Source organism: Brevibacillus sp. JNUCC-41, assembly GCF_014844095.1.
In the GTDB taxonomy this organism is placed as follows: domain Bacteria; phylum Bacillota; class Bacilli; order Bacillales; family DSM-1321; genus Peribacillus; species Peribacillus aracenensis.
Window position 1 is genome coordinate 3,535,296 of the sequence record NZ_CP062163.1, and the last position, 26,399, is coordinate 3,561,694.

23 protein-coding genes are annotated in these 26,399 nt (G+C 41.7%); 22 read left to right on the plus strand and 1 reads right to left on the minus strand.

Annotation, left to right across the window (positions count from 1 at the left end; genetic code table 11):
- Positions 1-84: 84 nt before the first annotated feature.
- From dapG to JNUCC41_RS17290, 6 genes are all read left to right on the plus strand, one after another.
- Positions 85-1,311 (plus strand): aspartate kinase, encoded by a 1,227-nt coding sequence (gene dapG, locus JNUCC41_RS17265; protein ID WP_192204066.1) that lies wholly within the window; start codon positions 85-87, stop codon positions 1,309-1,311.
- A gap of 47 nt (positions 1,312-1,358) precedes the next feature.
- Entirely contained in the window at positions 1,359-2,228 is an 870-nt protein-coding gene (dapA, locus tag JNUCC41_RS17270) for a 4-hydroxy-tetrahydrodipicolinate synthase (protein WP_192204067.1), read from the plus strand.
- A gap of 274 nt (positions 2,229-2,502) precedes the next feature.
- Complete coding sequence (locus tag JNUCC41_RS17275; protein ID WP_192204068.1) at positions 2,503-4,173, plus strand: ribonuclease J; 1,671 nt, start codon at positions 2,503-2,505, stop codon at positions 4,171-4,173.
- Positions 4,174-4,301: 128 nt separating this feature from the next.
- Positions 4,302-5,048, plus strand: coding sequence for a ClpP family protease (locus tag JNUCC41_RS17280; RefSeq protein ID WP_228467355.1), 747 nt, complete (start codon positions 4,302-4,304; stop codon positions 5,046-5,048).
- Complete coding sequence (locus JNUCC41_RS17285) at positions 5,045-5,272, plus strand: YlzJ-like family protein (RefSeq protein WP_098370978.1); 228 nt, start codon at positions 5,045-5,047, stop codon at positions 5,270-5,272. Before JNUCC41_RS17280 ends, JNUCC41_RS17285 begins: the two co-directional genes overlap by 4 nt.
- A gap of 239 nt (positions 5,273-5,511) precedes the next feature.
- Positions 5,512-7,842 carry a DNA translocase FtsK gene (locus JNUCC41_RS17290; RefSeq protein WP_192204069.1) on the plus strand — a complete coding sequence of 777 codons (2,331 nt, stop codon included), beginning with the start codon at positions 5,512-5,514 and terminating at the stop codon, positions 7,840-7,842.
- Positions 7,843-7,872: 30 nt separating this feature from the next.
- Here the strand turns inward: JNUCC41_RS17290 and JNUCC41_RS17295 are convergent, their stop codons facing one another.
- Entirely contained in the window at positions 7,873-8,172 is a 300-nt protein-coding gene (locus JNUCC41_RS17295; protein ID WP_192204070.1) for a DUF6509 family protein, read from the minus strand.
- A 304-nt stretch (positions 8,173-8,476) separates the two neighbouring features.
- Here JNUCC41_RS17295 and JNUCC41_RS17300 point away from each other — a divergent pair, with 304 nt between their 5' ends.
- The 16 genes from JNUCC41_RS17300 (at position 8,477) to JNUCC41_RS17375 (ending at position 26,261) form a co-directional block, all read left to right on the plus strand.
- Positions 8,477-9,202, plus strand: coding sequence for a GntR family transcriptional regulator (locus JNUCC41_RS17300; protein ID WP_192204071.1), 726 nt, complete (start codon positions 8,477-8,479; stop codon positions 9,200-9,202).
- 161 nt (positions 9,203-9,363) lie between these two features.
- On the plus strand, positions 9,364-10,452 hold the full coding sequence (locus tag JNUCC41_RS17305) for a BMP family lipoprotein (protein WP_192204072.1): 1,089 nt from the start codon (positions 9,364-9,366) through the stop codon (positions 10,450-10,452).
- 201 nt (positions 10,453-10,653) lie between these two features.
- A complete protein-coding gene (locus JNUCC41_RS17310; RefSeq protein WP_192204073.1) occupies positions 10,654-12,189 on the plus strand; it encodes an ABC transporter ATP-binding protein in 1,536 nt (511 codons plus the stop codon).
- On the plus strand, positions 12,182-13,225 hold the full coding sequence (locus JNUCC41_RS17315) for an ABC transporter permease (RefSeq protein ID WP_192204074.1): 1,044 nt from the start codon (positions 12,182-12,184) through the stop codon (positions 13,223-13,225). The genes JNUCC41_RS17310 and JNUCC41_RS17315 overlap by 8 nt, the downstream gene beginning before the upstream one ends.
- Entirely contained in the window at positions 13,226-14,185 is a 960-nt protein-coding gene (locus JNUCC41_RS17320; protein ID WP_192204075.1) for an ABC transporter permease, read from the plus strand.
- A gap of 211 nt (positions 14,186-14,396) precedes the next feature.
- Positions 14,397-15,677: an EF-P 5-aminopentanol modification-associated protein YfmF gene (gene yfmF, locus JNUCC41_RS17325; RefSeq protein WP_192204076.1), complete on the plus strand. Its 1,281-nt coding sequence runs from the start codon at positions 14,397-14,399 to the stop codon at positions 15,675-15,677.
- Entirely contained in the window at positions 15,677-16,963 is a 1,287-nt protein-coding gene (yfmH, locus tag JNUCC41_RS17330) for an EF-P 5-aminopentanol modification-associated protein YfmH (protein WP_192204077.1), read from the plus strand. The genes yfmF and yfmH overlap by 1 nt, the downstream gene beginning before the upstream one ends.
- Positions 16,964-16,981: 18 nt before the next feature.
- A complete protein-coding gene (gene ymfI / locus JNUCC41_RS17335) occupies positions 16,982-17,707 on the plus strand; it encodes an elongation factor P 5-aminopentanone reductase (protein WP_192204078.1) in 726 nt (241 codons plus the stop codon).
- Positions 17,708-17,786: 79 nt separating this feature from the next.
- Positions 17,787-18,044 carry a DUF3243 domain-containing protein gene (locus JNUCC41_RS17340; RefSeq protein WP_192204079.1) on the plus strand — a complete coding sequence of 86 codons (258 nt, stop codon included), beginning with the start codon at positions 17,787-17,789 and terminating at the stop codon, positions 18,042-18,044.
- A gap of 241 nt (positions 18,045-18,285) precedes the next feature.
- Positions 18,286-19,077, plus strand: a complete 792-nt coding sequence (locus JNUCC41_RS17345; protein WP_034313530.1) for a DUF3388 domain-containing protein — start codon at positions 18,286-18,288, stop codon at positions 19,075-19,077.
- Between the two features lie 8 nt (positions 19,078-19,085).
- The gene (locus JNUCC41_RS17350) at positions 19,086-19,994 is read left to right on the plus strand and encodes a helix-turn-helix domain-containing protein (RefSeq protein ID WP_228467356.1); all 909 of its coding nucleotides are present in this window, start codon (positions 19,086-19,088) and stop codon (positions 19,992-19,994) included.
- A 168-nt stretch (positions 19,995-20,162) separates the two neighbouring features.
- Positions 20,163-20,747, plus strand: a complete 585-nt coding sequence (gene pgsA / locus JNUCC41_RS17355; RefSeq protein ID WP_034313524.1) for a CDP-diacylglycerol--glycerol-3-phosphate 3-phosphatidyltransferase — start codon at positions 20,163-20,165, stop codon at positions 20,745-20,747.
- A gap of 22 nt (positions 20,748-20,769) precedes the next feature.
- On the plus strand, positions 20,770-22,002 hold the full coding sequence (locus JNUCC41_RS17360; RefSeq protein ID WP_192204081.1) for a competence/damage-inducible protein A: 1,233 nt from the start codon (positions 20,770-20,772) through the stop codon (positions 22,000-22,002).
- 349 nt (positions 22,003-22,351) lie between these two features.
- The gene (gene recA / locus JNUCC41_RS17365; RefSeq protein WP_098370967.1) at positions 22,352-23,398 is read left to right on the plus strand and encodes a recombinase RecA; all 1,047 of its coding nucleotides are present in this window, start codon (positions 22,352-22,354) and stop codon (positions 23,396-23,398) included.
- A 353-nt stretch (positions 23,399-23,751) separates the two neighbouring features.
- Positions 23,752-25,311, plus strand: a complete 1,560-nt coding sequence (gene rny / locus JNUCC41_RS17370) for a ribonuclease Y (protein WP_063231807.1) — start codon at positions 23,752-23,754, stop codon at positions 25,309-25,311.
- 152 nt (positions 25,312-25,463) lie between these two features.
- Positions 25,464-26,261 (plus strand): TIGR00282 family metallophosphoesterase, encoded by a 798-nt coding sequence (locus JNUCC41_RS17375; protein ID WP_192204082.1) that lies wholly within the window; start codon positions 25,464-25,466, stop codon positions 26,259-26,261.
- Positions 26,262-26,399: the final 138 nt, after the last annotated feature.

Genomic DNA, 26,399 nt, shown 5'->3' on the forward strand with positions numbered 1-26,399 from the left:
GATAAAAAATTAAATTCCAATAGGATAGAGAGTTTTTGTCAGCTTCCCGGATTGGGAAGCTGGCTTATATTTGGGGTGCATATTATGAAAATTATCGTCCAGAAGTACGGTGGGACATCCGTTCGGGATGAGGAAAGCCGTTTATTTGCCAAGGGGCATATTGAAAATGCGATCAAAGAAGGCTATAAAGTGGTGGTTGTGGTTTCAGCAATGGGAAGAAAAGGCGATCCTTATGCAACGGATACCTTACTTTCCCTAGTAAATGGAGCGAAAGCCAGCCTTTCAAAACGGGAACAGGATTTACTTATGTCAGTTGGAGAAACGATATCATCTGTCATATTCACGAACATGCTCTTGGAACATGGTATTGATGCGGTCGCTTATACTGGAGCTCAAGCGGGATTCTTGACGAATACCGACTATTCAAGTGCGAAAATTATCGAAATGAAATGCGACCGTCTCATGAAGGAACTTGAGGTGAAGGATGTAGTCGTTGTAGCAGGCTTCCAGGGAGCGGCTAAAAACGGCGACATCACGACCATCGGCCGTGGGGGAAGTGATACTTCTGCCGCTGCATTAGGCGCAGCATTGCAAGCTGAACGGGTCGATATTTTTACGGATGTGGAAGGAATCATGACGGCAGATCCACGTATTGCCGATCAAGCTCGTCCATTATCTATCGTTTCATATACGGAAGTTTGCAATATGGCATATCAAGGGGCGAAGGTCATTCATCCGCGAGCTGTTGAAATTGCGATGCAGGCGAAAGTCCCTATTCGGATAAGGTCAACATACAGTGAAGGTTTGGGGACCCTTGTTACAAGCATGAACAAGGGAAGCCAGGGCAGTGACATACGTGAAAGGCTCGTGACCGGGATTGCCCATGTACCAAAGATCACTCAAATCAAGGTACGTGCGAAAAAAGATCAATATAATCTGCAGGCAGAAGTTTTCAAAGCAATGGCCAATGCCTCTATTTCAGTGGATTTTATAAATATATATCCAAGCGGCGTAGTGTATACCGTTTCGGAAGAGATGACAGAACATGCCCTCTCGATTTTGGCCGAGCTTGGTCATGAACCGGTCATTGAAAGAAATTGTGCCAAGGTTTCAGTAGTCGGTGCAGGTATAAATGGAGTGCCAGGCGTTGCAGCGAAGATTGTCACAGCGCTTTCCGAAAAGGAAATTGCCATTCTCCAGTCTGCGGATAGCCATACGACAATTTGGGTACTCGTGAAAGAGGAAGATTTAATAGAAGCTGTTAATTCCCTGCACTATGCATTTCAATTGCATGAAAGGGAAGTCCAATGATTTGGCTTTTTATTGAATAAAGGTTTTAAAAATTAAAGAGGTGTTAGATGATGATATTTGGTAGAGTATCAACCGCAATGGTCACCCCTTTCGATGGCAAGGGAAATGTCGATTTTCAAAAGACGACTTCATTGGTTAATTATTTATTAAAGAATGGAACCGATTCGCTTGTGCTTTCGGGAACGACAGGGGAATCTCCAACTTTATCTTCGGAGGAGAAAATTGCGTTATTGCGTCATGTTTCTAAGGTTGTAGAAAAACGTGTGCCCATCATCATGGGGACAGGAAGCAACAATACGTATGCTTCCATCGAGTTGACAAAAAAAGCGGAACAAAATGGCGCAGATGCGATAATGCTGGTGGCCCCGTATTATAGTAAAACGAATCAAGAAGGTCTGTACCAGCATTTTAAGGCTATTGCTGCCAGTACGACTCTCCCTGTTATGGTATATAATATCCCTGGGCGCGCTTCGGTTAACATTGAACCGGAAACGATCATCCGCCTTTCAAAAATTCCTAATATCGTAGCCGTTAAAGAAGCGAGCGGGGATTTAAACGCTATGACCCAAATCATAGCCGGCACGGATGAAGATTTTGCGTTATATAGTGGGGACGACGCATTAACACTCCCAGTATTGGCTATTGGTGGTGTGGGTGTAGTTTCGGTTGCTTCACATATTGCCGGTAATGAGTTGCAGAAAATAGTGGAGGCCTTCATCAGTGGGAATTTGAAAGAGGCAGCGAGGCTGCATCAGGAACTGTTACCGCTTATAAAAGGTTTGTTTGCAGCGCCAAGCCCTGCACCTGTCAAAACAGCGCTTCAGTTAAATGGAATTGACGTTGGCTCTGTGAGACTTCCAATCGTGCCATTGACGGAACAGGAGCGCCTTGCATTAACTAAGGTATTAAATAAATAAAATGACACGGAACAAGCTGATCGTTGAAGATTGGCTTGTTTTTACATAATGATGTAAATGAATGGGATATCCTTTCCAATTTCTATTTAAATTTTTTTATTATCGATTGAAACTGGATAAAAGTACAAAGGATCTCTTACAAAATAGGTTGTTTTTTTTGAATTATATGAAAATGTCCCTCTGAAAATGGTAAGTGTTGTCATGTTTTTTGAACATCGGTTATAATGAATTCATTGGGAAATTATGAACGGGAATTTTTAAGGAGGATATTCGATTGGGTAAAGATAAAAATAATGGAATAAAAGTCATTTCTCTTGGAGGACAAGGGGAACTTGGTAAAAATATGTACGTCGTTGAGGTGAACGAGGACATCTATCTTCTTGATGCAGGGTTAATGCTGCCAGAAGACGAAATGCTCGGAATCGATGCGGTCATCCCTGATATTTCTTATTTGATGGATAATAAGGAAAGGGTGCAGGGGATATTCATTACCCATGGTCATGAAGACCATATGGGAGCGCTTGCTTATGTCTTGAAATATTTACCGGCACCTGTTTATGGAACAAAGCTTACACTAGCTTTAATTAAAACGAAATTAAAGGAAGACGGATTTAACGGCAGGGCAACATTCACTGAAATCGATTCGGATTCTCTTTTAAGTTTCCCTCAAGCGGCTGTGTCTTTTTTCCGGACAAACCATAGTATTCCCGATTCCGTCGGAGTCGTGATCCACACTCGTGAAGGTGCAATCGTTTATACTGGGGATTTCAAATTCGATCAAGCAGCAACAGATTTATATAAACCGGAAATCGGTAAAATGGCTGGTATCGGTGAAGAAGGTGTCCTATGCTTGCTTTCGGATAGTACCGGTGCCGAGAGGCCAGGTTATACGACATCAGAAGCAGTTGTGGCCAAAGATATTACAGAGGTTTTTCATGCAGCATCCGGAAGGATCATCGTAGCGTGCTTCGCTTCGAACATTAACCGGATTCAACATGTTTTCAATGCAGCGGCAGCAAGTCGCAGAAAAGTGGCAGTTGTAGGAAAAAGCCTGCAACGCGTTTATGAAACAGCCTTGAACCTTGGCTACTTAAAGGTCGAAGAAGAGCTGATAATCCCGATTAATGAAATTCGCCAGTATGACGACCGTGAAATCGTCGTGTTATCGACAGGTCATCAGGGGGAGCCCATTGCGGCACTGCAAAAAATGGCAAAACAGACCCACAAGCAGGTGACGATCAAAAAGGGAGACACAGTTTTGATCAGTGCATCACCCCTACAGGGCGGCGAACTTATTTTATCCAAAACCGTCGATTTGCTTTACAGGGTAGGTGCTGAAGTGGTATCTGCCAATAAATATAAAGTGCATGTAACAGGGCATGGAAGCCAGGAAGAACTTAAAATGATGATCAATTTGATGAATCCTAAATTCTTGATCCCTGTACATGGGGAATACCGCCATTTATATGCCCATCAAAAAGTTGGGGTTGCTGCGGGAATTGAACGTGAAAACATCATCATTGCCGAAAAAGGTGATGTCATCGAACTAAAGGGCAATAAAATGGGTCTTTCCGGCAAAGTCTCTGCAGGAAATATCCTGATAGATGGCAGTGGTGTTGGAGATGTGGGTAATATCGTTCTTCGTGATCGTCGCTTGTTATCCCAGGATGGCATTTTGATTGTAGTGGTCACGTTGAACCGTCAGGATAAAAGCATTGCAGCAGGACCCGAAATCATTTCAAGGGGCTTCGTATATGTTCGCGAATCTGAAAAAATGATTGGGGAAGCAACTGAAATAGTAAGTGAAATCGTAAAGAAAAATGGGTCGCGCCAACCTTTTGATTGGTCCACGCTGAAGCAGGAAATGCGTGATGCGTTAAACCAATTCTTCTATGAGAAAACGAAACGCCGCCCAATGATTTTACCTATAATCATGGAATATTAAGTAAGGAACCCCTGGTTTAAACAGTCAGGGGTTCTTTTTTCTGTGTCAAACCTCTTATATCTTGAAGAATGAAGTCCGAGACTCGAGACATAATAAAGCTATAGGCTTAAGAGAAAGGGGTTGGCATAGTGGATAATGCACCATTACCAAATGAAAATGAAGGCAAACAGGAAGGTAAGAATTCAACTTTAATCGAAAAAATCCAGCAGCTGGGGGCTACTAATGTTCCGCAACTATCTCAGGACTCAAAAATCCATTGTTTGACGATCATTGGACAAATTGAAGGACATATGCAGCTGCCGCCTCAAAATAAAACGACCAAATATGAACATGTTATTCCGCAAATTGTGGCAATTGAACAAAATCCCAATATAGAGGGGCTGCTTGTCATTTTAAATACAGTCGGAGGAGATGTCGAAGCGGGACTAGCCATCGCAGAAATGCTGGCCTCCCTTTCAAAGCCTTCTGTCTCGATTGTACTTGGGGGAGGTCACTCGATCGGTGTGCCTATTGCCGTTTCGTGTGACCATAGCTATATAGCAGAAACAGCAACGATGACGATTCATCCCATTCGTTTGACAGGGCTAGTCATTGGCGTGCCTCAAACCTTTGAATACTTGGATAAAATGCAGGAAAGAGTCATTAAATTTGTTACGCGGCACTCCAACGTATCGGAAGAAAGTTTTAAGGATTTAATGTTTGCTAAAGGAAATTTAACCCGGGATATCGGCACGAATGTAATCGGGGCCGAGGCAGTTGAAATCGGTATGATCGATGATGTAGGAGGAGTAGGCCAGGCCATGAGAAAACTAAATAGCTTCATGGAAGAAAGAAGGCCAAAAATTGCCGGGGAAGAGGAGGGGCTTCTGCAATGACGCTTTATACAATCGTTCCTGAAGAAATAATTTTCCCTCATCACCATGAAAAGACGGCAAATTTAATAGAAATGATCTATAATGGTGTACATGTAATGGTTGAACATGACGGAGGCCGCACGTTTCGCATTGATCGAATAGTAAGCACGGATCCTGAAGATTATATGAATGTACACATACAGCCGGGGGCTGTCATAAATGTGTTCGAACAGATGAATCATTAGTAAAAACGACTAACTGAGGTAAATTATGATATACTGGTATGAAAATCAGCAGCCGCTTGGCTGCTTTATTCATTATGTGGGCAAAATGTTTGTCTAAATAATAAATGGTATATATATCAAGGACAGGTACATATATATTTGATATAATCAGTGAGCGAACGTTTGTTTCGAGAAGGGAAATCATGTAGTGATGTTGAATAGGAAAGTTAGAATAGTTTCATGAAGAATCAGGTGATATTATGGCAAAAAAGAAACGCAGAAAAAAGAATAGTACAGAGAAATTAAAAATAACGCTTAAATATGAATTGATCGGCCTAACTTTAATAGGTCTGGCCATCATTGCCATTGCCAAGCTTGGAGCTGTGGGAAACGGGACGGTCTTTTTAATCCGCTTCTTCATGGGGGAATGGTATATCCTCTTTTTGTTGGGAGCAATTGCAGCTGGCTTCTATTTGATGATAAAAAGGGAGGTCCCATACCTGTTAAAACGGCAATTCGTCGGGATGTATTTTCTTGTCGCGAGCATGCTCCTGCTAAGTCATGTCACACTGTTTAACATGCTTGCAGATGGAGGGCCGTTTACGAAGCCAAGTGTCATTTCGAATACATGGGAACTATTCTGGATGGAAGTGACCGGCAAGGCCAGCACAAAGGACCTTGGGGGCGGTATGATTGGAGCGATATTATTTGCAGCCTCATACTTTTTATTCGACGAAGCTGGATCGAAAATCGTTTCATTCCTTTTTATCATAGTAGGTGCCGTCCTATTAACCGGGAAAACGTTAGGTGAAACCCTCGGGAAGTTTTTCAGGGGTCTTGGCGTCTTTTTCAAAAAGCAATGGTCTGCTTTCAGAGATGATATGAAAACGTGGAATGACGACAAAAAAGAAAAGAAAAAGAATCCCGTGAAAAAGAAGAAACGGGAAAACGATCCGGTGGAGGAAACCGATCAGCCCCTTCATCAAGAAGAGGAAACACAGCAAATGGCGACCGAACGGATCATTTCCAGCTTTGCTGATAAAGCCTATAGCGACGAAAACGAAATAACTCCAGTAGTTACGGAACCTGCAGCCGAAAGTGCAGAGGAACAGGATGACGCCGTTCCGCCTATGAATTTTACGGAAGTGGAGAATAAAGAATATCTTTTACCGCCTCTTTCTTTGTTATTGCAGCCCAAAAAAACGGACCAAAGCGGAGAGTACCAATTGATCCATGAGAATGCGGCAAAACTTGAGCGCACCTTTCATAGTTTTGGAGTGAAAGCGAGGGTCACTCAAGTTCATTTAGGCCCAGCCGTAACCAAATATGAAGTCCATCCGGATGTAGGGGTGAAGGTAAGTAAAATTGTCAGCCTATCCGATGACTTGGCTCTTGCACTTGCCGCAAAGGATATTAGGATCGAAGCTCCGATTCCCGGGAAATCGGCTATCGGAATAGAAGTGCCCAACTCCGAAGTGGCAATGGTGTCATTAAGGGAAGTTTTAGAGGCCAAAGAAGTTGACAAGCCTGACGCAAAACTGCAAATAGGCTTAGGGCGGAATATTTCTGGTGAAGCGGTTAAGGCGGAGCTTAATAAAATGCCGCATTTACTAGTTGCTGGTGCCACCGGCAGCGGGAAATCCGTTTGTATCAATGGGATTATCACGAGTATTCTGATGCGCGCAAAACCGCATGAAGTGAAAATGATGATGATCGATCCAAAAATGGTGGAGTTGAATGTCTATAATGGAATCCCCCACTTACTCGCGCCTGTAGTGACCAATCCAAAGAAAGCTGCACAGGCTTTGCAAAAAGTGGTCAGTGAAATGGAAAGGCGCTACGAGCTATTTTCTCATTCCGGTACCCGTAATATTGAAGGCTACAATGATTATATTAACCGGTATAACATTGAAGAAGATGCCAAACAACCGCTCTTGCCTTATATCGTAGTGATTGTCGATGAGCTGGCGGATTTGATGATGGTCGCCTCAAATGATGTAGAGGATGCCATCACACGGCTTGCACAAATGGCACGTGCCGCGGGCATCCACTTGATAATTGCCACTCAGCGGCCATCCGTAGATGTAATTACAGGGGTCATTAAAGCGAACATCCCATCTCGAATCGCTTTTAGTGTCTCATCCATGACCGATTCAAGAACGATTCTCGACATGGGTGGAGCCGAAAAACTGTTAGGACGGGGTGACATGCTCTTCCTGCCTGCAGGAGCTTCAAAACCGGTTCGCGTTCAAGGGGCCTTTTTATCCGACAATGAAGTCGAGGAAGTTGTCACATATGTCATTTCACAGCAAAAAGCACAATATAACGAAGAGATGATACCAGATGAAATTGCAGAAACTTCTAATGGTGAAGTCGAAGATAATTTATATGGGGATGCGGTGTCCTTGATCGTAGAAATGCAGACTGCATCTGTCTCCATGCTGCAGCGCCGTTTCCGGATTGGCTATACCCGGGCAGCAAGATTGATCGATGAAATGGAAGCAAGGGGAATTGTCGGTCCCTATGAAGGCAGTAAACCACGAAATGTATTGGTTACTAAAGATGAACAGGATGAAGCGCATTCATCATAGTTGAAAAAAACCGGGCTGCAGCCCGGTTTTTTAATTATTCATCGCCTCGTCCAAATGTTTAAGGCAGAAGTCGGTAATCATCGCTTCTTCATCATCTTCTAAATCAAATTCGAGTGCGCCTTCGTTCCCTTTTTCAAAAATATCATATTTAATCAATTTGCCTATTTGTTCTTCCACAGCAAAAAGCACCCTGATATATAAACCATTTTCTGAAAAGAGCTCATCCTCTTCAGGCACTTCAATATCCAAGAACAACTCGTAACGTTCCCCGGACAAAATACCAAATGGATCATTCAATTTTTCGATCGTGTATTCTGTAATCTTTAACATCTTGTGTACATCCCTTCAAAGAAGATAAATCTTATTATACAGGAAAACATCATCTTGAACAGAGCGGCATTCATTTTGCATTTTCAAAATGAATTTATCTGATTTAGGAGAATAATCGTACAAATTTCGCGGTCTTATCTAGATTGAAAGACACATGTAAGGGTAATTTCTCCTAAATTCTTTTAAAGTAAATAGTAAAACACTATTTATTTATATCAAAAAAAATGTTATATTATTTTCGATTAGTAGGAATGATTCAACATCAGAGGTCTGATGTCTTAAGAAATTAGCTGGGGGAAACTGTATGTCAATAAAATCAGATAGTCGACATTTATATTTGCAGGTCATTGATTACCTGAAGCAGGATATTGAAGCAGGAGTCTATCAGGAAAATGAAAAATTCCCTTCAGAATTCGATCTTGCAAAAAAATTGGGAGTGAGTAGGGCGACACTTCGAGAAGCGCTGCGAATTTTAGAAGAAGAAAACATCATCATTCGCCGCCATGGAGTTGGGACTTTCGTCAATCCGAAACCTCGGTTCACTTCAGGTATCGAGCAATTAAAAAGTGTCACGAACATGATTGAAGAGGCAGGAATGAAACCGGGTACGATTTTCTTAAGCTCGACGGCCCAAGAACCTACAGAAGAGGATATACGCAGGTTTTCATGTTCAACAGATGAACGCATCGTCATCATCGAGCGAGTAAGGACAGCGAATGGGGAGCCAGTTGTCTACTGCATTGACAAAATTCCTGAATCTATACTATCAGAAAATTTTGACCGGAACGATGAGTCTCTTTTTGATATTTTGGAAAGAGATGCGCATCGGAAAATTACGCATGCCGTAGCGGAGATTGAGCCTATTGGATACCATGAGAAAGTTTCTCCTATCCTTAAATGCTCTCCAGAAGCCGCACTACTCGTTTTAAAGCAGATGCATCTGGATGATTGGGACCAGCCTATCCTGTATTCTGTTAACTACTTTAAAGCCAATATGTTCAGCTTTCATGTTCTTCGTAAACGTGTGTAGGCCCTGACTCTGCATACGGGTGAATGCAAGCGTTTGTTTTGATTCCGTAAAATTCAAATCAAACATAAGCAAAAAAAATTAACGAGAAGTGAAAACGCAAACATAAATGACTTTTCAGAACATTCCTGCTCAAAAAACTATGTAAATTAGGGGGATAAAAATTGAAAAAGCGCAAATTAGGACTAGCTCTTTCACTTGTTCTTGCAGCCGGTACGCTACTAGGGGCATGTGGTAATTCAGAGAATGATGATAAAGAATCTTCAAATGGGAAAAACAAAGATAACTTCACGGTTGCGATGGTAACTGATACAGGCGGCGTGGATGACGAGTCGTTCAACCAATCCGCTTGGAAGGGCATTCAGGAATTCGGTAAAGATAATGGTCTGGAAAAAGGTAAAGATGGCTATAACTACCTGCAATCTAAATCAGATGCCGATTACGCTAAAAACCTGAATACGCTTGTACGTGAAGATTACCAACTTATTTATGGTATCGGTTTTCTTTTAGCCGAATCTGTTGGTGAAGTGGCTGACCAACGTCCGGATTCACACTTTGCTATCGTGGATACTGTTGTTGATAAAAAGAACGTAGCCAGCATTAATTTTAAAGAGCAGCAAGGTTCATTCCTTGTAGGTGTAATTGCCGGATTGCAAACGAAAACAAACAAGGTCGGTTTTATCGGCGGTGTTGAATCTGAATTAATCAAGAAATTCGAAGTTGGTTTTAAGGCTGGGGTATTATCTGTAAACCCGGATGCGAAAGTTGAAGTTAAATATGCGGGAGACTTCAATAAAGCTGATATCGGTAAATCCACTGCAGGCTCCATGTATTCTTCTGGTATCGATATCATTTATCACGCTGCTGGAGGAACTGGAAAAGGTGTATTCACTGAAGCTGTAGAGCAAAAGCAAAAAGATCCTAAAAGAGAAATCTATGTTATCGGTGTAGATAGCGACCAAGCTAAATTAGGGGCAGTTCCGGGAACTGACGACAATATCACACTGACTTCCATGCTGAAACGAGTTGACGTAGCAGTTAAAGACCTTTCCGAGAAAGCGAAAGAAGGAAACTTCCCTGGCGGAAAAGTAATTGAGTACGGTATCGAAGAAAACGGTGTAGGCATTTCCGATACAAAAGATAACGTTACAGAAGAATCTTTAAAAGCGGTCGAAGAGTGGACAGAAAAAATCAAATCAGGTGAATTCGTAGTTCCGGGTACGGATGAAGAATTCGAAAAACTTGGTTTATAAGCTGTAATGCCAGAAAGAATAGGGAGGCAGGATTGCCCTCTATTCTTTCTTTTCCCAATAACTCTTTGCACTGAAAAATTTCGAATGAAAAACTATGATAGAATCGTAGTTTTTCATTTGGTTTTTTTAAAAATCAATAAGTTACTAGCAGCAATTAAATGATTTAAGAATATGTACACTCATTTTAGGAGTTGATAATACGTGGAATATGTAATTGAGATGCTCAATATCCGTAAGGAATTCCCCGGCATCGTCGCAAATGATAACGTTACCCTGCAGGTTAAAAAAGGGGAGATTCACGCATTATTAGGTGAAAATGGCGCGGGTAAATCCACTTTGATGAATGTTTTATTCGGCTTATATCAGCCTGAGCAGGGAGAAATCCGTGTGAATGGCAAGCCAGTCAAGATTACCAGTCCTAACATTGCCAATGATTTAGGGATTGGGATGGTCCATCAGCATTTTATGCTCGTTGACCCTTTTACAGTAACGGAAAATATCATATTAGGAAAAGAACCATCAAAAGCGGGTAAGATCGATTTGAAAGAAGCGAGCGAGGAAGTTAGGAAACTATCAGAACAATACCAGCTTCGTGTTGACCCCTACGCAAAAATTGCCGATATTTCAATAGGGATGCAGCAGCGTGTCGAGATTCTTAAGACGCTTTACCGCGGTGCGGAGATATTGATTTTTGATGAACCGACCGCTGTATTGACTCCTCAAGAAATCAAGGAATTGATATATATTATGAAAGCCCTTATCAAAGAAGGGAAATCTATCATTTTAATCACACACAAACTTAAGGAAATCATGGAGGTTTGTGACCGGGTAACGGTTATACGCAAAGGGCAAGGAATCGGTACAGTGAATGTCAACGAAACGAACCCTGACGAATTGGCCAGCTTAATGGTCGGTAGGGAAGTTCTATTCAAGACGGAAAAAGCGGCAGCCACTCCTTCGGATGTAGTTCTTGAAGTTCGTGAACTTGAAGTCAAGGATTCCCGGGGCGTTTCAGCTGTTCGGAATTTGGAGTTAACAGTCCGTGCAGGAGAAATTGTCGGTATCGCTGGTGTAGATGGAAATGGTCAATCCGAACTAATTGAAGCATTGGCTGGACTAAGGAAGACAACAGCAGGTTCGATAAAGCTAAATGGAAAAGAGATCAGGAACCTTAAGCCGCGTAAGATCACTGAAGCAGGTGTCGGCCATATTCCGGAAGACAGACATAAGCATGGTTTGGTCCTCGATTACAGCATTGGGGAAAATATTGTCTTGCAAACCTACTATCAAAAGCCTTTTTCAAAAGCAGGTATCTTGAACTCAAAGAAAATTTTCGAAAAAGCCCGTTCATTGATCAAAAGTTACGATGTTCGCACCCCGAGTGAATATACCCCGGCAAGGGCGCTTTCTGGAGGGAATCAACAAAAAGCTATCATCGGCCGGGAAGTTGATAGGAACCCGGATTTATTGATTGCCGCACAGCCAACACGCGGACTTGATGTCGGAGCGATCGAGTTTATCCATAAACGTCTAATTGAACAGCGTGATGCAGGAAAAGCGGTACTTCTCATATCATTTGAATTGGAAGAAATCATGAATGTGAGCGATAGAATTGCCGTTATATACGAAGGGGAAATCGTCGCAATTGTCGATCCGAAAGAAACGACTGAACAGGAGCTTGGCCTTCTTATGGCCGGCAGTAAACGGACGGAAGCAGGTGGAAAACAAAATGTCTAAGTATTTATCTAAATTAACGAGTCCGTTAATAGCAGTTATCCTCGGCTTGGTCGTTGGGGCAATAATCATGTTAGTAAGCGGCTATGACCCAGTTGCCGGCTATGGCTCCATGATAAATGGAATTATTGGGGATTCTTATTATGTAGGGGAATCCGTCAGGACAATCATCCCTTATATCCTTGCTGGTTTGGCAGTGGCTTTTGCTTTCCGCACGGGCCTATTCAATATCGGCGTGGAAGGGCAATTAATTGTAGGCTGGCTGGCGGCAGTTTGGGTCGGAATTGCTTTTGATCTTCCAAGGATCATCCATTTACCATTTGCCATCTTAGCTGGTGCAGTTGCTGGCGCCTTGTGGGCATTTATCCCTGGTTATTTAAAAGCTAAGTTCCGCGTACATGAAGTGATCGTTTCTATCATGTTGAATTATACAGCTTTATATGTGACGAATTATTTAATTAGGAATGTAATGACTGACAAACTGGATAAAACAGAAAGAATTGCCGATACAGCATCACTTCGGTCTCCTTTTTTCGAAAGCATTACGGATTTTTCCCGGATGCATTGGGGAATAGTGGTCGCGATTATTTGCGTAATCATCATGTGGTTCCTTCTTGAAAGGACAAAAACCGGCTTTGAACTGAAAGCGGTAGGTTTCAATCAGCACGCGTCCGAATATGCAGGGATGAGTGTAAATAAGAACATCATACTTTCCATGGTTATTTCAGGTGCGTTTGCAGGGCTTGCAGGTGCGATGGAAGGCCTTGGAACTTTCGGTTATGCCGCAGTTAAAGGCGGATTCACAGGTATGGGCTTTGACGGGATTGCAGTAGCCTTACTAGGAGCGAATACGGCTATTGGTGTCGTGCTGGCAGCCTTATTATTTGGGGGGCTGAAAGCAGGTGCCTTAAATATGCCGCTGGAAACCGGCATACCAAGTGAAATAGTAGATATTGTCATAGCATTGATCATTTTCTTTGTCGCATCCAGTTATTTTATTCGTTGGATTGCCGCTCGATTTAAGAAAGGGGTGAAATAAGTGGACTTTTACCAAGTATTACAAATTATTATTCCATCAATGATTGCTCTAGCTGCTCCACTTATTTTTACTTCACTCGGAGGAGTGTTTTCTGAACGGGCAGGTGTCATAAACATCGGTTTAGAAGGTTTGATGGTCATTGGTGCCTTTACAGGGATTGTTTTTAACTTAATGTTTGCTGATGTATTTGGGGAATGGACTCCTTGGCTGGCAGTCTTGGCGGCAATGATTGCCGGCTTGCTGTTTTCCATTCTGCATGCTGTGGCATGCATTACGTTCAGGGCGGATCAAACGGTCAGTGGGGTCGCCATCAACTTGTTGGCAGTAGGTCTGACCATGTTTTTGGTGAAGCTGATTTTTGACAAAGGTCAAACTGATAGAATCACAGAAACATTCCCACGGATTGATGTTCCGTTACTAAGTGATATTCCATTTATAGGACCCATCTTTTTCTCAAATGGTTATTATATCGTATATATAGCGATTCTAATATCCTTTGTCGTTTGGTACGTACTTTATAAAACACCTTTCGGGTTAAGGATCCGTGCAGTGGGTGAGCATCCGATGGCTGCTGACACGATGGGTGTCAATGTTACGAAAATCCGCTATGCCGCCGTTTTATTATCAGGTGCTTTTGGCGGTATCGGCGGAGCGATTTATGCTACCATCTTTTCGAATGAATTCAATCATGCGACAATTAATGGTCAAGGTTTCATGGCCATTGCCGCCATGATTTTTGGTAAGTGGCACCCGATCGGGGCAATGGGTGCTGCGTTATTCTTTGGTTTGGCACAAAGTTTAAGTATCGTTGGCTCGAGCCTTCCCTTCTTCAAGGATATTCCATCGGTTTATCTCTTGATCGCTCCTTATGTTCTGACGATCATTGCACTAACTGGTTTTATTGGACGTGCAGATGCTCCGAAGGCATCCGGACAGCCATATATCAAAGGGAAAAGATAAATATTTAACCGGTCAGCAAACTTTGCTGGCCGGTTTTGTCTTTTGAGCTTGAGCCATAAGTGATGGTGAGGCTGGTGAAATACCAAAAAAAGTAGCTGTAACTTGCATGATTTTTCCTTTCACATGTATATTTTAAGTAGATGTTTAAAAGGGTTCCAATCTACAAACAATAAGCTAATAAAGGTGATTTATATAATGAGGAGGATTATTCATGTCTATTGCTTCCGATACAATTACGGAAAAAAGCGGTTACAAGCTTCATGTAGTCCAGACGGATAAATATAAAACGAATACTCTCGTGCTGAAGATGAAAGCCCCGTTGACAAAAGAGGACGTTACATATCGTGCATTACTGCCATATGTGTTACAAAGCAATACAAGTAAATACCCTACAACACCCGAGCTTCGATCGTATCTTGATGATTTATATGGAGCAGGGTTTTATGTCGATGTTGCTAAAAAAGGAGAATATCAAATCATAAGTTTTACGATCGATATCGTCAATGAAAAGTTCCTTAGTGATTCAACCCCCCTTCTCGAAAAGGCTTTTGGGTTATTATCAGAAGTGATCTTTAATCCGAAGAAGAACGGCGAAGCCTTTGACTCTAAAACGGTTTCCAATGAAATCCGTTCTTTAAAACAGCGGATTCAATCCATTTCCGATGACAAGATGCGATACTCAGCTACACGCCTTGTAGAGGAAATGTGCAAAAAGGAACCATATGCTCTAGAAGCGAGCGGCAATCTTCAAGACTTGGAAACGATAACTCCAGAATCCCTTTACGCCTATTATAAAAAAGTGCTGACGGAGGATGAAATCGATTTATATGTAATCGGTGACATCAATGAATCGGAAGTGGAGGCTCTAGCTGACAAGCATGTGTCGTTGCAAGAACGAGTGCCTGTGAGACTGCAAAGGAAGCCGGGCAAGGTAGTGGAGAAGGAAAAAGAAATAATCGAAAATTCGGATGTAAAACAAGGTAAATTGAATATCGGTTATCGAACCCAAGTTGCATACGGTGATCCGGATTATTATGCTCTCCAGCTATTCAATGGGATTTTTGGTGGCTTTTCACATTCGAAACTTTTCATTAATGTCAGGGAGAAAGCCAGCCTTGCTTATTATGCAGCTTCAAGGCTCGAAAGTCATAAAGGACTTTTAATGGTCATGGCGGGCATTGAGAATGCCAACTACAAGCAAGCATTGGATATCATCCATGCACAAATGAAGGAAATGAAGCAAGGGAACTTTTCCGAAGAGGAACTGGCACAGACAAAGGCGGTCGTTAAGAACCAACTCCTTGAAACCATTGACGTTTCGAGAGGTCTTGTGGAAATTTTATATCATAATGTGGTTTCCGGGCAGGATATATCGCTCGACGATTGGTTTGCAAAAACAGAGCGGACGACAAAGGAAGAAATCATTGCAGTCGGTCAAAAAATTCAGCTTGATACGATTTATTTCCTAACGGAAGCGGAGGTGCAAGGGTAATGGAAAAAATAGCATTCACTCAATTGAAAGAAGAACTTTTCCATGAAAAAATGGATAATGGTCTAGAAGTATATATTCTTCCGAAAAGTGGGTTCAATAAATCATTTGCGACTTTCACGACTAATTATGGTTCAATTGACAACCATTTTAAACCATTGAATGGAACGGAATTCTCTAAAGTACCTGATGGGATTGCCCATTTCCTTGAACATAAGCTATTTGAAAAGGAAGATGGTGATGTTTTTCAGCAATTTTCAAAGCAGGGAGCATCTGCAAATGCTTTTACTTCTTTCACCCGTACAGCCTATTTATTTTCAAGCACGTCCGATTTCGATAGAAATCTAACTACCTTAATTGACTTTGTCCAGGAACCTTACTTTTCGGAAAAGACGGTAGAGAAGGAAAAAGGAATCATTGGGCAGGAAATCAATATGTATGATGATAATTCAGACTGGCGATTATATTTCGGGACGATAGCCAATATGTATCATCAACACCCAGTGAAAATCGATATTGCCGGAACTGTGGAATCGATTGCGGATATTACGAAGGATATGCTTTACGAATGTTATAATACTTTTTACCATCCTAGCAACATGCTCCTATTCGTTGTAGGACCGGTAGATGTCGAAAGCACCATGAAACTGATTAGGGATAATCAAAATAATAAAGGGTACAACGAACAACCTGCAGTGGAACGTAAATTTGACGAAGAGCCGGAAGTCGTTGCCAAGGATAAGGAAGTCTTAAGAATGAATGTCCAGACACCAAAAGTGATGCTGGGCATCAAGGCCATCAATGTGCACCAATCCGGTTTACAGCTTTTGAAAAGGGAATTGGCGACCAATATATATTTGGAAATGCTATTTGGCAAAAGTTCACCTTTGCATGAGGAGCTATATGAGGAAGGGTTGATCGATCAAACCTTCTCTTATGATTATACCCAGGAACAAGGTTTTGGGTTTGCGTTAATTGGCGGGGACAGTGCCAAACCTGATGAGTTGAGGGAGTCTTTATTTGGTATCCTGCAAAAATCAAAAGCCGGAACTGGCCTGAATGAAGAAAGCCTGCAAAGGACAATCAAGAAAAAAATCGGTTCTTTCCTTCGCTCCCTGAACTCGCCGGAATATATAGCGAATCAATTCACCAGATATGCATTCAATGATATGAACTTGTTCGATGTTGTATCGGTATTGGAAAAACTAACGATTGAAGATATCAGGGAGGTCGCTGAGGACTTAATATCCGATCAACGGATGACTGTCTGCCAGGTACTTCCTAAATAATATAAAGGGGGCGGCAATGTGGGGAAACGTTTTGCCCTTATTACTGGAGCCAGCGGAGGAATCGGCAGGGAAATAGCTATAAAGCTCGCCGAGGAGAATTACTCACTTTATTTACATTATAACAGCAATGAAGAAGCGATACTTGAACTGATTGAAGAGCTGAAGCCTCATCAAGTCGAACTTATTCCGGTTCAAGCGGATTTGGCTGCAGCGGATGGATACAAGAAATTGGCGGAAAATATTTTTGCCCTCCATGCAATCGTCCTTAATAGTGGCAATAGCTATTATGGGCTTATATCGGACATGGATGAGACAATCGTTAATGAAATGGTCCAGCTGCATGTAACGAGCCCTTTCCAATTAACAAAGGAACTGCTTCCAAAGCTCATGTACCAAGAACAGGCTGCCATCGTTGCGGTCACATCGATTTGGGGGCAGACAGGTGCATCTTGTGAAGTGTTATATTCTATGGTCAAGGGCAGTCAAAATGCTTTTATCAAGGCGCTTAGCAAAGAGGTATCGCTCAATGGAATCCGGGTGAATGCCGTTGCCCCCGGTGCGATTTCCACTTCCATGCTCGAATCATTCAGTGCGGAAGACCTGGAAATCATCAAAGGCGATATTCCGATGGGCAGGATGGGCCATTCAAAAGAAGTCGCAGAGGCCGTATACTATTTGCTTTCCGACAAGTCGTCTTATATAACCGGGCAAATCTTAGGTGTAAATGGCGGATGGTACACATGATTTTTTTTAGACATGTATAATTTTCTCGGTTCCTTCACAAAATATCTATGTACTATTTTGAAGGAAAGGGTGACCATTCATGTCTGTACTGGACAATTGGGATCAATGGAAAAATTTCTTAGGCGACAGATTAAATCAAGGTGAACAACAAGGTTTGTCAGAAAGTGCTGTTAACAACTTGGCTTTCGAAATCGGTGATTACCTGGCTAATCAGGTTGAGCCCCAGAATGATCAAGAAAAAGTGCTTGCTGATCTTTGGTCGGTCGCAAACGATCAAGAAAAGCATGCCATGGCAAGCGTCATGGTCAGGTTAGTCGAGAACAATGGAACGAAGTAAAATATCAATCCAAAAGGCCCTGTTATTAAATAACAGGGCCTTTTGGATTGAAGTGGATGCCTATTTATCCCCTTATATAAAAATGAATATTTTTCTAGGGTTTTTCCTTTTAACTTATCACGAAATGCTATATTATAGAAGCTAGACAATTACTATTAAAGTGTTCAGACCTTGAAATTTCCGATGGATGAGTTTTTTGCCCCTGAGAGGGTAAAGACTTTTAGGCTTAAGGAGTGTTATCGTGGATAATAAAGAATGGTATTTTGAATATGAAATTCAAGTCAACCGCCCTGGTTTATTAGGGGATATATCATCCCTTCTGGGTATGCTTTCCATTAATATCATCACCATCAACGGGGTCGATGAAGGCAGGCGGGGGTTACTTTTGTTGGCGAAAGACAGCCGTAATATAGAAAGGTTCGAGTCAATCCTACGTACGATGGATACGATAAAGGTCATTAAGCTTAGGGAACCTAAATTGCGTGATCGCCTCGCAGTCAGGCATGGACGTTATATTCAGCGCGATGCTGATGAGAAAAACACCTTTAGGTTTGTTCGTGATGAACTAGGCTTGCTTGTCGATTTCCTGGCCGAGCTATTTAAACAGGAAGGTCATAAATTGATTGGGATACGAGGAATGCCACGTGTCGGGAAAACTGAATCTATCGTAGCCTCGAGTGTATGTGCTAATAAGAGATGGTTGTTTGTGTCATCGACCCTTTTAAAGCAGACTATCCGCAGTCAGCTAATTGAGGATGAATATAATAATGATAATTTGTTCATTTTAGATGGGATTGTTTCAACTCGCCGTGCAAATGAACGTCATTGGCAGTTGATTCGCGAAATTATGAGGCTTGATGCTGTCAAAGTAATCGAACATCCGGATGTTTTTGTCCAAAATACGGAGTATACTCTTGAAGACTTTGATTATATTATTGAATTGCGAAACAATCCTGAAGAAGAAATAACATATGAAGTTGTCGACCAAAAAGACCAGTTTTCGGGGTCGGATTTTGGTTCCTTTGACTTTTAAAATGGCAGGTGTTTTATTTGACTGAGTTAGGTAATCGATTAAAGGAAGCTAGGGAAGCCAAAGGCCTTAGCTTGGATGATTTGCAGGAATTAACTAAGATTCAAAAACGTTACCTCATTGGCATTGAAGAGGGAAATTACAGCATGATGCCTGGGAAGTTCTATGTACGGGCATTCATAAAGCAATATTGTGAAGCGGTCGGACTGGATTCAGAAGAGATTTTCGAACAATATAAGAGTGAGATACCATCGGTCTATAGCGAGGAATTGCCAGAACAGCTTTCAAGGGTCCAATCCCGGAAAACCATACCGGCAGGAAATTCAAAAGTTGTAGAAATGTTACCGAAGATCTTGGCTGCCGTTTTAGTCATTGGTGTGGCCGTATTGATTTGGGTGCTTGTATTGAATTATATGAGTAATCCGGATAACGATGACAAAAAGGACCCAAAACAGAGCGATGCCGTGGGATACAATAAAAGTGAAGAGTTTAACAAAGAAGAAGAGAATGCAGACCAAAAACAGAATGAAGAAAAATCAGATTCATCTGATAAGAAGAATGAAGATGATGCAGTTGTCAAGGATGAAAAGAAAGAGCAAAACCTTGCCGTCACCAGTTCCAGCGGTAAAAATAGTACGTATGAATTAAAAAATACCGATACCTTTAAATTAAAGGTGACCTCCAAAGGCTCACCATGGGTAGGCATAAAAAATGGTGAAGGTAAATTACTTTTCCAGGGCACCATCGACAAGGACAAGAGCCAGGAAATTGATTTCACCAATGAGAAAGAAGCTGTCATCAATATAGGCAGGGCATATGAAACTGAGATTTATGTGAATGATGAGAAGCTGGAGTATTCCATTTCACCGACTGAAGTGAATACGCAATTGGTTACGATACAATTTACGAAAGCCGAATAGTCATCTTATAGATGACTATTTTTGCTCTATATATACAAAAGTAAGGCTGCAGTAAATGGTTTACCCGGCATATAAGATTGGATTTTGAGTTAAATTATACATATAAGCATTATTTTAGTCTAAGACGCATTGCCCAAATGGCAGGCGTAAATTTTGGAGGTAAAAGTTTTGAATCTGCCTAATAAGATTACAGTAGCAAGAATCTGTTTAATACCAGTATTTTTAATCATCATGCTCGTTCCTTTTTCATGGGGGACACTAACTTGGGGAGAATACAGTTTGCCAGTGGCGCATCTGGCTGGAGCCATCCTCTTTATTATCGCTTCCACTACGGATTGGATCGATGGCCATTTTGCCAGAAAATATAATATGATTACTGATTTAGGGAAATTTTTAGATCCATTGGCTGATAAACTTCTGGTTTCGGCTGCCTTAATCGTTTTGGTTGATCTAGATTTAATGTACGGTCAATCTTGGATCGCCATCGTGATCATAAGTCGTGAATTTGCGGTCACCGGATTACGTTTGGTGTTAGCGGGTACGGGGGAAGTGGTTGCAGCGAACCAGCTTGGAAAAATTAAAACATGGGCACAAATTGTTTCTATATCGGCTTTATTGCTGCATAACCTTCCATTTGCCCTCATTTCACTTCCTTTTGCTAATATCGCATTATGGATTGCATTAATCTTTACAATCTGGTCAGGTTTGGATTATTTTATAAAAAACAAAGAAGTATTTGTTAATTCAAAGTAAAACGAATGGTGGTTTTGAAAAGATGGATGCAGAAATCATTGCAGTGGGCTCAGAGCTTCTTTTAGGGCAAATCAATAATACTAATGGAAGATTCTTATCGCAGCAGTTTGCGGAAATGGGGATCAACGTTTTTTACCATACTGTGGTCGGGGATAACGACCGCCGTTTACAACAAGCTATAGAAATCGCTGAATCAAGGGCAAATTTGATTGTCTTTACCGGTGGACTTGGTCCAACCAAAGATGATTTAACGAAAGAAACGATTGCTCGCCATATAGGGAAAAAGCTCGTTTTTAATGATGAAGCATTGCAATCCATTGAAGCCTACTTCCAAAAAAGGGAACGTCCGATGACGGAAAACAACAAAAAGCAGGCCCTCGTCTTAGAAGGCAGTGAAGTGTTGGCAAACGATCATGGGATGGCACCGGGAATGGTCTTGTCCAAATCTGGGATTACATATATGCTTCTACCTGGGCCGCCAAGTGAAATGGAGCCGATGTTTTTAAGTTATGGTTATGAAAAGATCATGAATAAATTGGAAAAGCATGAACGAATCGATTCCAAGGTTCTTCGGTTCTACGGTATAGGTGAAGCCGAACTGGAAACGGTGATTGAAGATCTTCTTGTCAATCAAACGAATCCGACAATTGCCCCGCTGGCAGCCGAAGGGGAAGTGACGTTAAGGATCACCGCTAAAGACTCATCTAAAGAAAAATGCGAAGAGCTTATTTTGGAAGCGGAAAAAGAAATTCTTAGCAGGGTCGGCAAGTTCCATTATGGAAGTGATAATACCTCGCTAATAAAGGAACTTGTAAAAGAATTAACGATCCGCAAGCTTTCAATTTCGGCAGCTGAAAGCTTGACCGGAGGGATGTTCCAAGAACAGCTGACAACCATCCCGGGCGCCGGTAAAGTTTTCAAAGGCGGAATAGTCTGCTATACGAATGATGCGAAGGCTAATGTCCTCGGTGTCAGTGATGATACCATATCCGAGTATGGAGTGGTCAGCGGTGAGTGTGCTATGGAAATGGCCTCTAATGTCCGGAACAAGCTCGATGCGGATGTAGGCATAAGCTTTACGGGCGTTGCAGGGCCGGATGAACAAGAAGGCAAGCCTGTAGGTACAGTATTTATTGGCATTTCCTATCGGGATGGAAACACTCATTTCAAGGAGTTGAATCTTTCAGGAAGCAGGGCGCAAAACCGTATTCGGAGTGTGAAATACGGCTGTCATTACCTATTAAGGGATTTATAAACTCTATAAGCAGAGCTTTTTACAGCTCTGCTTTTTATTTTGGTTTTAGAAGTTTGTTTCTTGAAAAATAGGGAAAAAAAGAAAAAAGTTAATTCAATGAAAATGTTTTTTTTAGGGAGTAAGTGAAATGAAATGGAGATTTCCTTTAGATAAAACGCTTTTTTACAAAGAATATCCCGAAAGAAAAAAACGAATGAATGTTCGACTTTTTGCTTGGCAAAATTGTAAAAAGAGTATATAGTAAAGATAGGTTTTGAGACAGGGTACAAACCTTGATCTCAAATAATTGCTAACGTAAGTACACCTTTAATCGGGCAGCCGATTATTTGAATATAGAGGAGGAAATTGAGTGAGTGATCGTCAAGCGGCTTTAGATATGGCGTTAAAACAAATTGAAAAACAATTTGGTAAAGGTTCTATTATGAAACTTGGGGAACAGACTGATCGTAGGATTTCAACGATTTCAAGCGGTTCCTTAGCATTGGACGTAGCATTGGGAGTGGGCGGATATCCAAGAGGCCGTGTAATTGAGATATATGGACCTGAAAGCTCGGGTAAAACGACTGTTGCATTACATGCTATTGCAGAGGTACAAAAGACTGGCGGCACGGCTGCATTCATTGATGCCGAGCATGCTTTAGATCCAGCATATTCAGAAAAACTTGGTGTCAATATCGATGAGTTACTGCTTTCACAGCCTGATACGGGTGAACAAGCCTTAGAAATCGCTGAAGCGTTAGTTCGAAGCGGAGCGGTGGATATCATTGTCATTGACTCGGTGGCAGCACTTGTTCCTAAAGCTGAAATCGAAGGCGAAATGGGAGATTCCCATATGGGTCTTCAAGCCCGGATGATGTCTCAGGCACTTAGAAAACTGTCTGGTTCCATTAATAAATCAAATACCATTGCCATTTTCATTAACCAAGTCCGTGAAAAAATCGGTGTTATGTTTGGAAATCCGGAAACGACTCCGGGAGGCCGGGCGTTAAAGTTCTATTCAACTGTTCGTCTGGAAGTGCGCCGTGCGGAACAATTAAAACAAGGTAATGAAATCGTCGGTAATAAAACGAAAATCAAAGTTGTAAAAAACAAGGTTGCTCCACCATTCCGTCAAGCAGAAGTTGACATCATGTATGGTCAGGGGATTTCACAGGAAGGTGAAATCATCGATATGGGTGCAGATCTTGATATCGTCCTTAAAAGTGGCTCGTGGTATTCATACAATGAAGAGCGTGTCGGACAAGGTCGCGAAAATGCGAAGCTGTTCTTGAAAGAAAATCAGGATATCGCTCAGGAAATTTCTCAGAAAATCAGAGATCACTATAACCTCGATGGAGAGCATGAATTACCGCCAGAAGAAAATGAACCAGAAGAGCATTTTGAATTGCTTGATTAATGATATTTAAAAAAGGCCTAAGCTTGTTCGCTTAGGCCTTTTATGTATATTTTGAGAAAAGTGCGAAATTTTCAGCGGATTAAAGGGCGTTGAAATCAGATTCACAGACTTCTTCCATAATGAATGCTGTAGATTATGATGGTTGTTATCAAGAAAACTTGAATAAACATTGATACATAAGGGACAAACGCTTGACAATAAAAATTCTCAACTATACAATTAATATGTATATTTTACAATTTTTCAAACTAAAATTTTGAAAATTAAGTGCTGTATATTGAATTTATGTGCAATGTACTTGCCGACAGTTCAACATTTTATGTAAAAAGTTCATAGCAAGGGGAGGTGAAACGATGGAACCCATGACAATCATCTTCACTTTGCTTGGCCTAATCGTCGGTGCAGTTGTTGGTTATTTTATTCACAAATCAAAATTTGAGAGTAAAATAGCAGGGGCAAAGGGCTCTGCAGAACACATCCTTGAGGATGCAAAACGTGAAGCGGAAGCACTTAAGAAAGAAGCCTTGTTGGAAGCAAAAGATGAAATTCATAAAGTTCGTGCCGATTCGGATCGGGAAGCCCGTGAAAGAAGGAACGAATTACAAAAACAAGAAAATCGGTTATTGCAAAGAGAAGAGAATCTGGACCGCAAGGATGAAACGTTAGACAAACGTGAGAGCCTTTTGGAGAAAAAAGAAGATTCTCTAAACCAAAGACAACAGCATATTGAAGAGATGGAAAGCAAAGTGGACGAGACGGTTCGTAAGCAGCAAACAGAGCTTGAACGTGTTTCCGGTTTAACTCGTGAAGAAGCTAAAGCAATCATTATCGACCGAATGGAAAACGAGCTGGCTCACGATGTAGCGCTTATGATTAAAGAAAGTGATACCCGTGCCAAAGAAGAAGCTGATAAAAAAGCAAAAGAAGTCCTTTCTCTTGCCATTCAGCGTTGTGCGGCTGATCATGTTGCAGAAACCACCGTTTCTGTAGTAAATCTTCCAAACGATGAAATGAAAGGACGGATAATCGGACGTGAAGGACGAAATATCCGGACGTTAGAAACGCTAACAGGTATTGACCTTATTATTGATGATACTCCTGAAGCTGTCATTTTATCCGGATTCGATCCAATTAGACGGGAAACGGCACGCTTGGCTCTTGAGAAACTTGTTCAGGACGGACGGATCCATCCGGCTCGCATTGAAGAAATGGTTGACAAAGCAAGACGTGAGGTAGATGAACATATTCGTGAAATTGGTGAACAAACAACTTTTGAAGTTGGTGTTCACGGTCTCCATCCAGATCTCATCAAAATACTAGGACGTTTGAAGTTCCGTACCAGTTATGGGCAAAACGTACTTAAACATTCAATTGAGGTGGCCCAGCTTTCAGGTTTACTGGCCGCTGAGCTTGGTGAGGATGAAGTTCTTGCCCGTCGTGCAGGTTTATTGCATGATATTGGGAAAGCGATTGATCATGAAGTGGAAGGCAGTCATGTTGAAATTGGCGTTGAATTAGCAACCAAATATAAAGAGCATCCAACTGTCATTAACAGCATCGCTTCACATCATGGCGATACGGAACCAACTTCCATCATATCAGTGCTTGTGGCTGCCGCTGATGCATTATCAGCTGCAAGACCGGGAGCTAGAAGTGAAACGCTTGAAAATTACATTAGAAGACTTGAAAAACTTGAGGAAATTTCTGAATCCTATGATGGAGTGGAAAAATCTTTTGCGATTCAAGCCGGACGAGAAGTGCGGATTCTAGTGAAACCAGAACAAATCGATGATCTTTCTGCACATCGACTCGCACGTGATATCCGGAAAAGGATTGAAGAAGAGCTCGATTACCCAGGTCATATAAAAGTCACGGTCATCCGTGAAACAAGAGCAGTCGAATACGCCAAATAATTGTAAATGAAGGACGAAGTGGTGCAAACCACTTCGTTTTTTCTATTTCCGAAATTAGTCGTTAAGCGTAATTCCTATAATTACCCCAAATTATGTTACAATACATACTTGAATAATTCATATAATTAGGTGAATCTAGAAAGGATTTTACAATGAAATTGCTATTTATTGGAGATGTTGTGGGGTCTCCTGGTCGTGACATGATCCAAGAATACCTTCCTAAGTTAAAAGAAAAGTATCGTCCGCATATCACGGTCATCAATGGAGAGAATGCAGCAAGTGGCCGGGGAATTACAGAAAAGATTTACCGCAGTTTTTTAGAGTGGGGAGCGCAGGCGGTGACCATGGGAAACCATACATGGGATAATCGGGATATTTTCAACTTTATTGATGAAGCGAAATATCTCGTCCGTCCAGCAAACTTTCCAGACGGGGCACCTGGAGAAGGAATGAAATTTTTAAAATTGAACCATCATGAAATAGCGATCATCAATTTGCAAGCGAGAACGTTCATGCCTGATTTGGATTGCCCGTTCAAAAAGGCGGAAGAACTCGTGGCGGAGGCTCGAAAAAAGACACCGATCATCTTTGTCGATTTTCATGGAGAAGCTACAAGTGAAAAGCAAGCTATGGGATGGTTCCTGGATGGGAAGGTTACAGCCGTTGTCGGTACACACACGCACGTCCAGACAGCCGATAACCGTATATTACCTGCAGGCACCGCTTACATATCAGATGTAGGCATGACAGGACCATATGATGGCATTCTTGGTATGGAAAGAGGGGCAGTCATCCATCGGTTCCTAACCAGCCTTCCTGTTCGTTTCGAAGTGCCTAAAGAGGGGCGGACCCTATTAAGTGGGGTTCTCCTTGAAATTGATGATAAAACCGGCAAGGCAATAAAAATAGACAGGATACTGATTAACGAAGATCATCCATTCTATCAATGATTCAAAAGGATGGACAGTCAAACTGTCCATCCTTTTTCCATTCATTAATAAATGGTGGACAATCCAGGTTTTCTTTGTCATACAAGTTTTACTTGATGAATATAGTAGCAGTGGAAAGTGTTATAACTATTGAGCCAA

Bases quoted from the DNA above. Each gene is read 5' to 3' on its own strand.
- dapG (WP_192204066.1), top strand. From the start codon at position 85: ATGAAAATTATCGTCCAGAAGTACGGTGGGACATCCGTTCGGGATGAG.
- dapA (WP_192204067.1), top strand. From the start codon at position 1,359: ATGATGATATTTGGTAGAGTATCAACCGCAATGGTCACCCCTTTCGAT.
- JNUCC41_RS17285 (WP_098370978.1), top strand. From the start codon at position 5,045: ATGACGCTTTATACAATCGTTCCTGAAGAAATAATTTTCCCTCATCAC.
- JNUCC41_RS17290 (WP_192204069.1), top strand. From the start codon at position 5,512: ATGGCAAAAAAGAAACGCAGAAAAAAGAATAGTACAGAGAAATTAAAA.
- JNUCC41_RS17295 (WP_192204070.1), bottom strand. From the start codon at position 8,172: ATGTTAAAGATTACAGAATACACGATCGAAAAATTGAATGATCCATTT.
- JNUCC41_RS17300 (WP_192204071.1), top strand. From the start codon at position 8,477: ATGTCAATAAAATCAGATAGTCGACATTTATATTTGCAGGTCATTGAT.
- JNUCC41_RS17315 (WP_192204074.1), top strand. From the start codon at position 12,182: ATGTCTAAGTATTTATCTAAATTAACGAGTCCGTTAATAGCAGTTATC.
- yfmF (WP_192204076.1), top strand. From the start codon at position 14,397: ATGTCTATTGCTTCCGATACAATTACGGAAAAAAGCGGTTACAAGCTT.
- yfmH (WP_192204077.1), top strand. From the start codon at position 15,677: ATGGAAAAAATAGCATTCACTCAATTGAAAGAAGAACTTTTCCATGAA.
- JNUCC41_RS17340 (WP_192204079.1), top strand. From the start codon at position 17,787: ATGTCTGTACTGGACAATTGGGATCAATGGAAAAATTTCTTAGGCGAC.
- JNUCC41_RS17360 (WP_192204081.1), top strand. From the start codon at position 20,770: ATGGATGCAGAAATCATTGCAGTGGGCTCAGAGCTTCTTTTAGGGCAA.
- rny (WP_063231807.1), top strand. From the start codon at position 23,752: ATGGAACCCATGACAATCATCTTCACTTTGCTTGGCCTAATCGTCGGT.
- JNUCC41_RS17375 (WP_192204082.1), top strand. From the start codon at position 25,464: ATGAAATTGCTATTTATTGGAGATGTTGTGGGGTCTCCTGGTCGTGAC.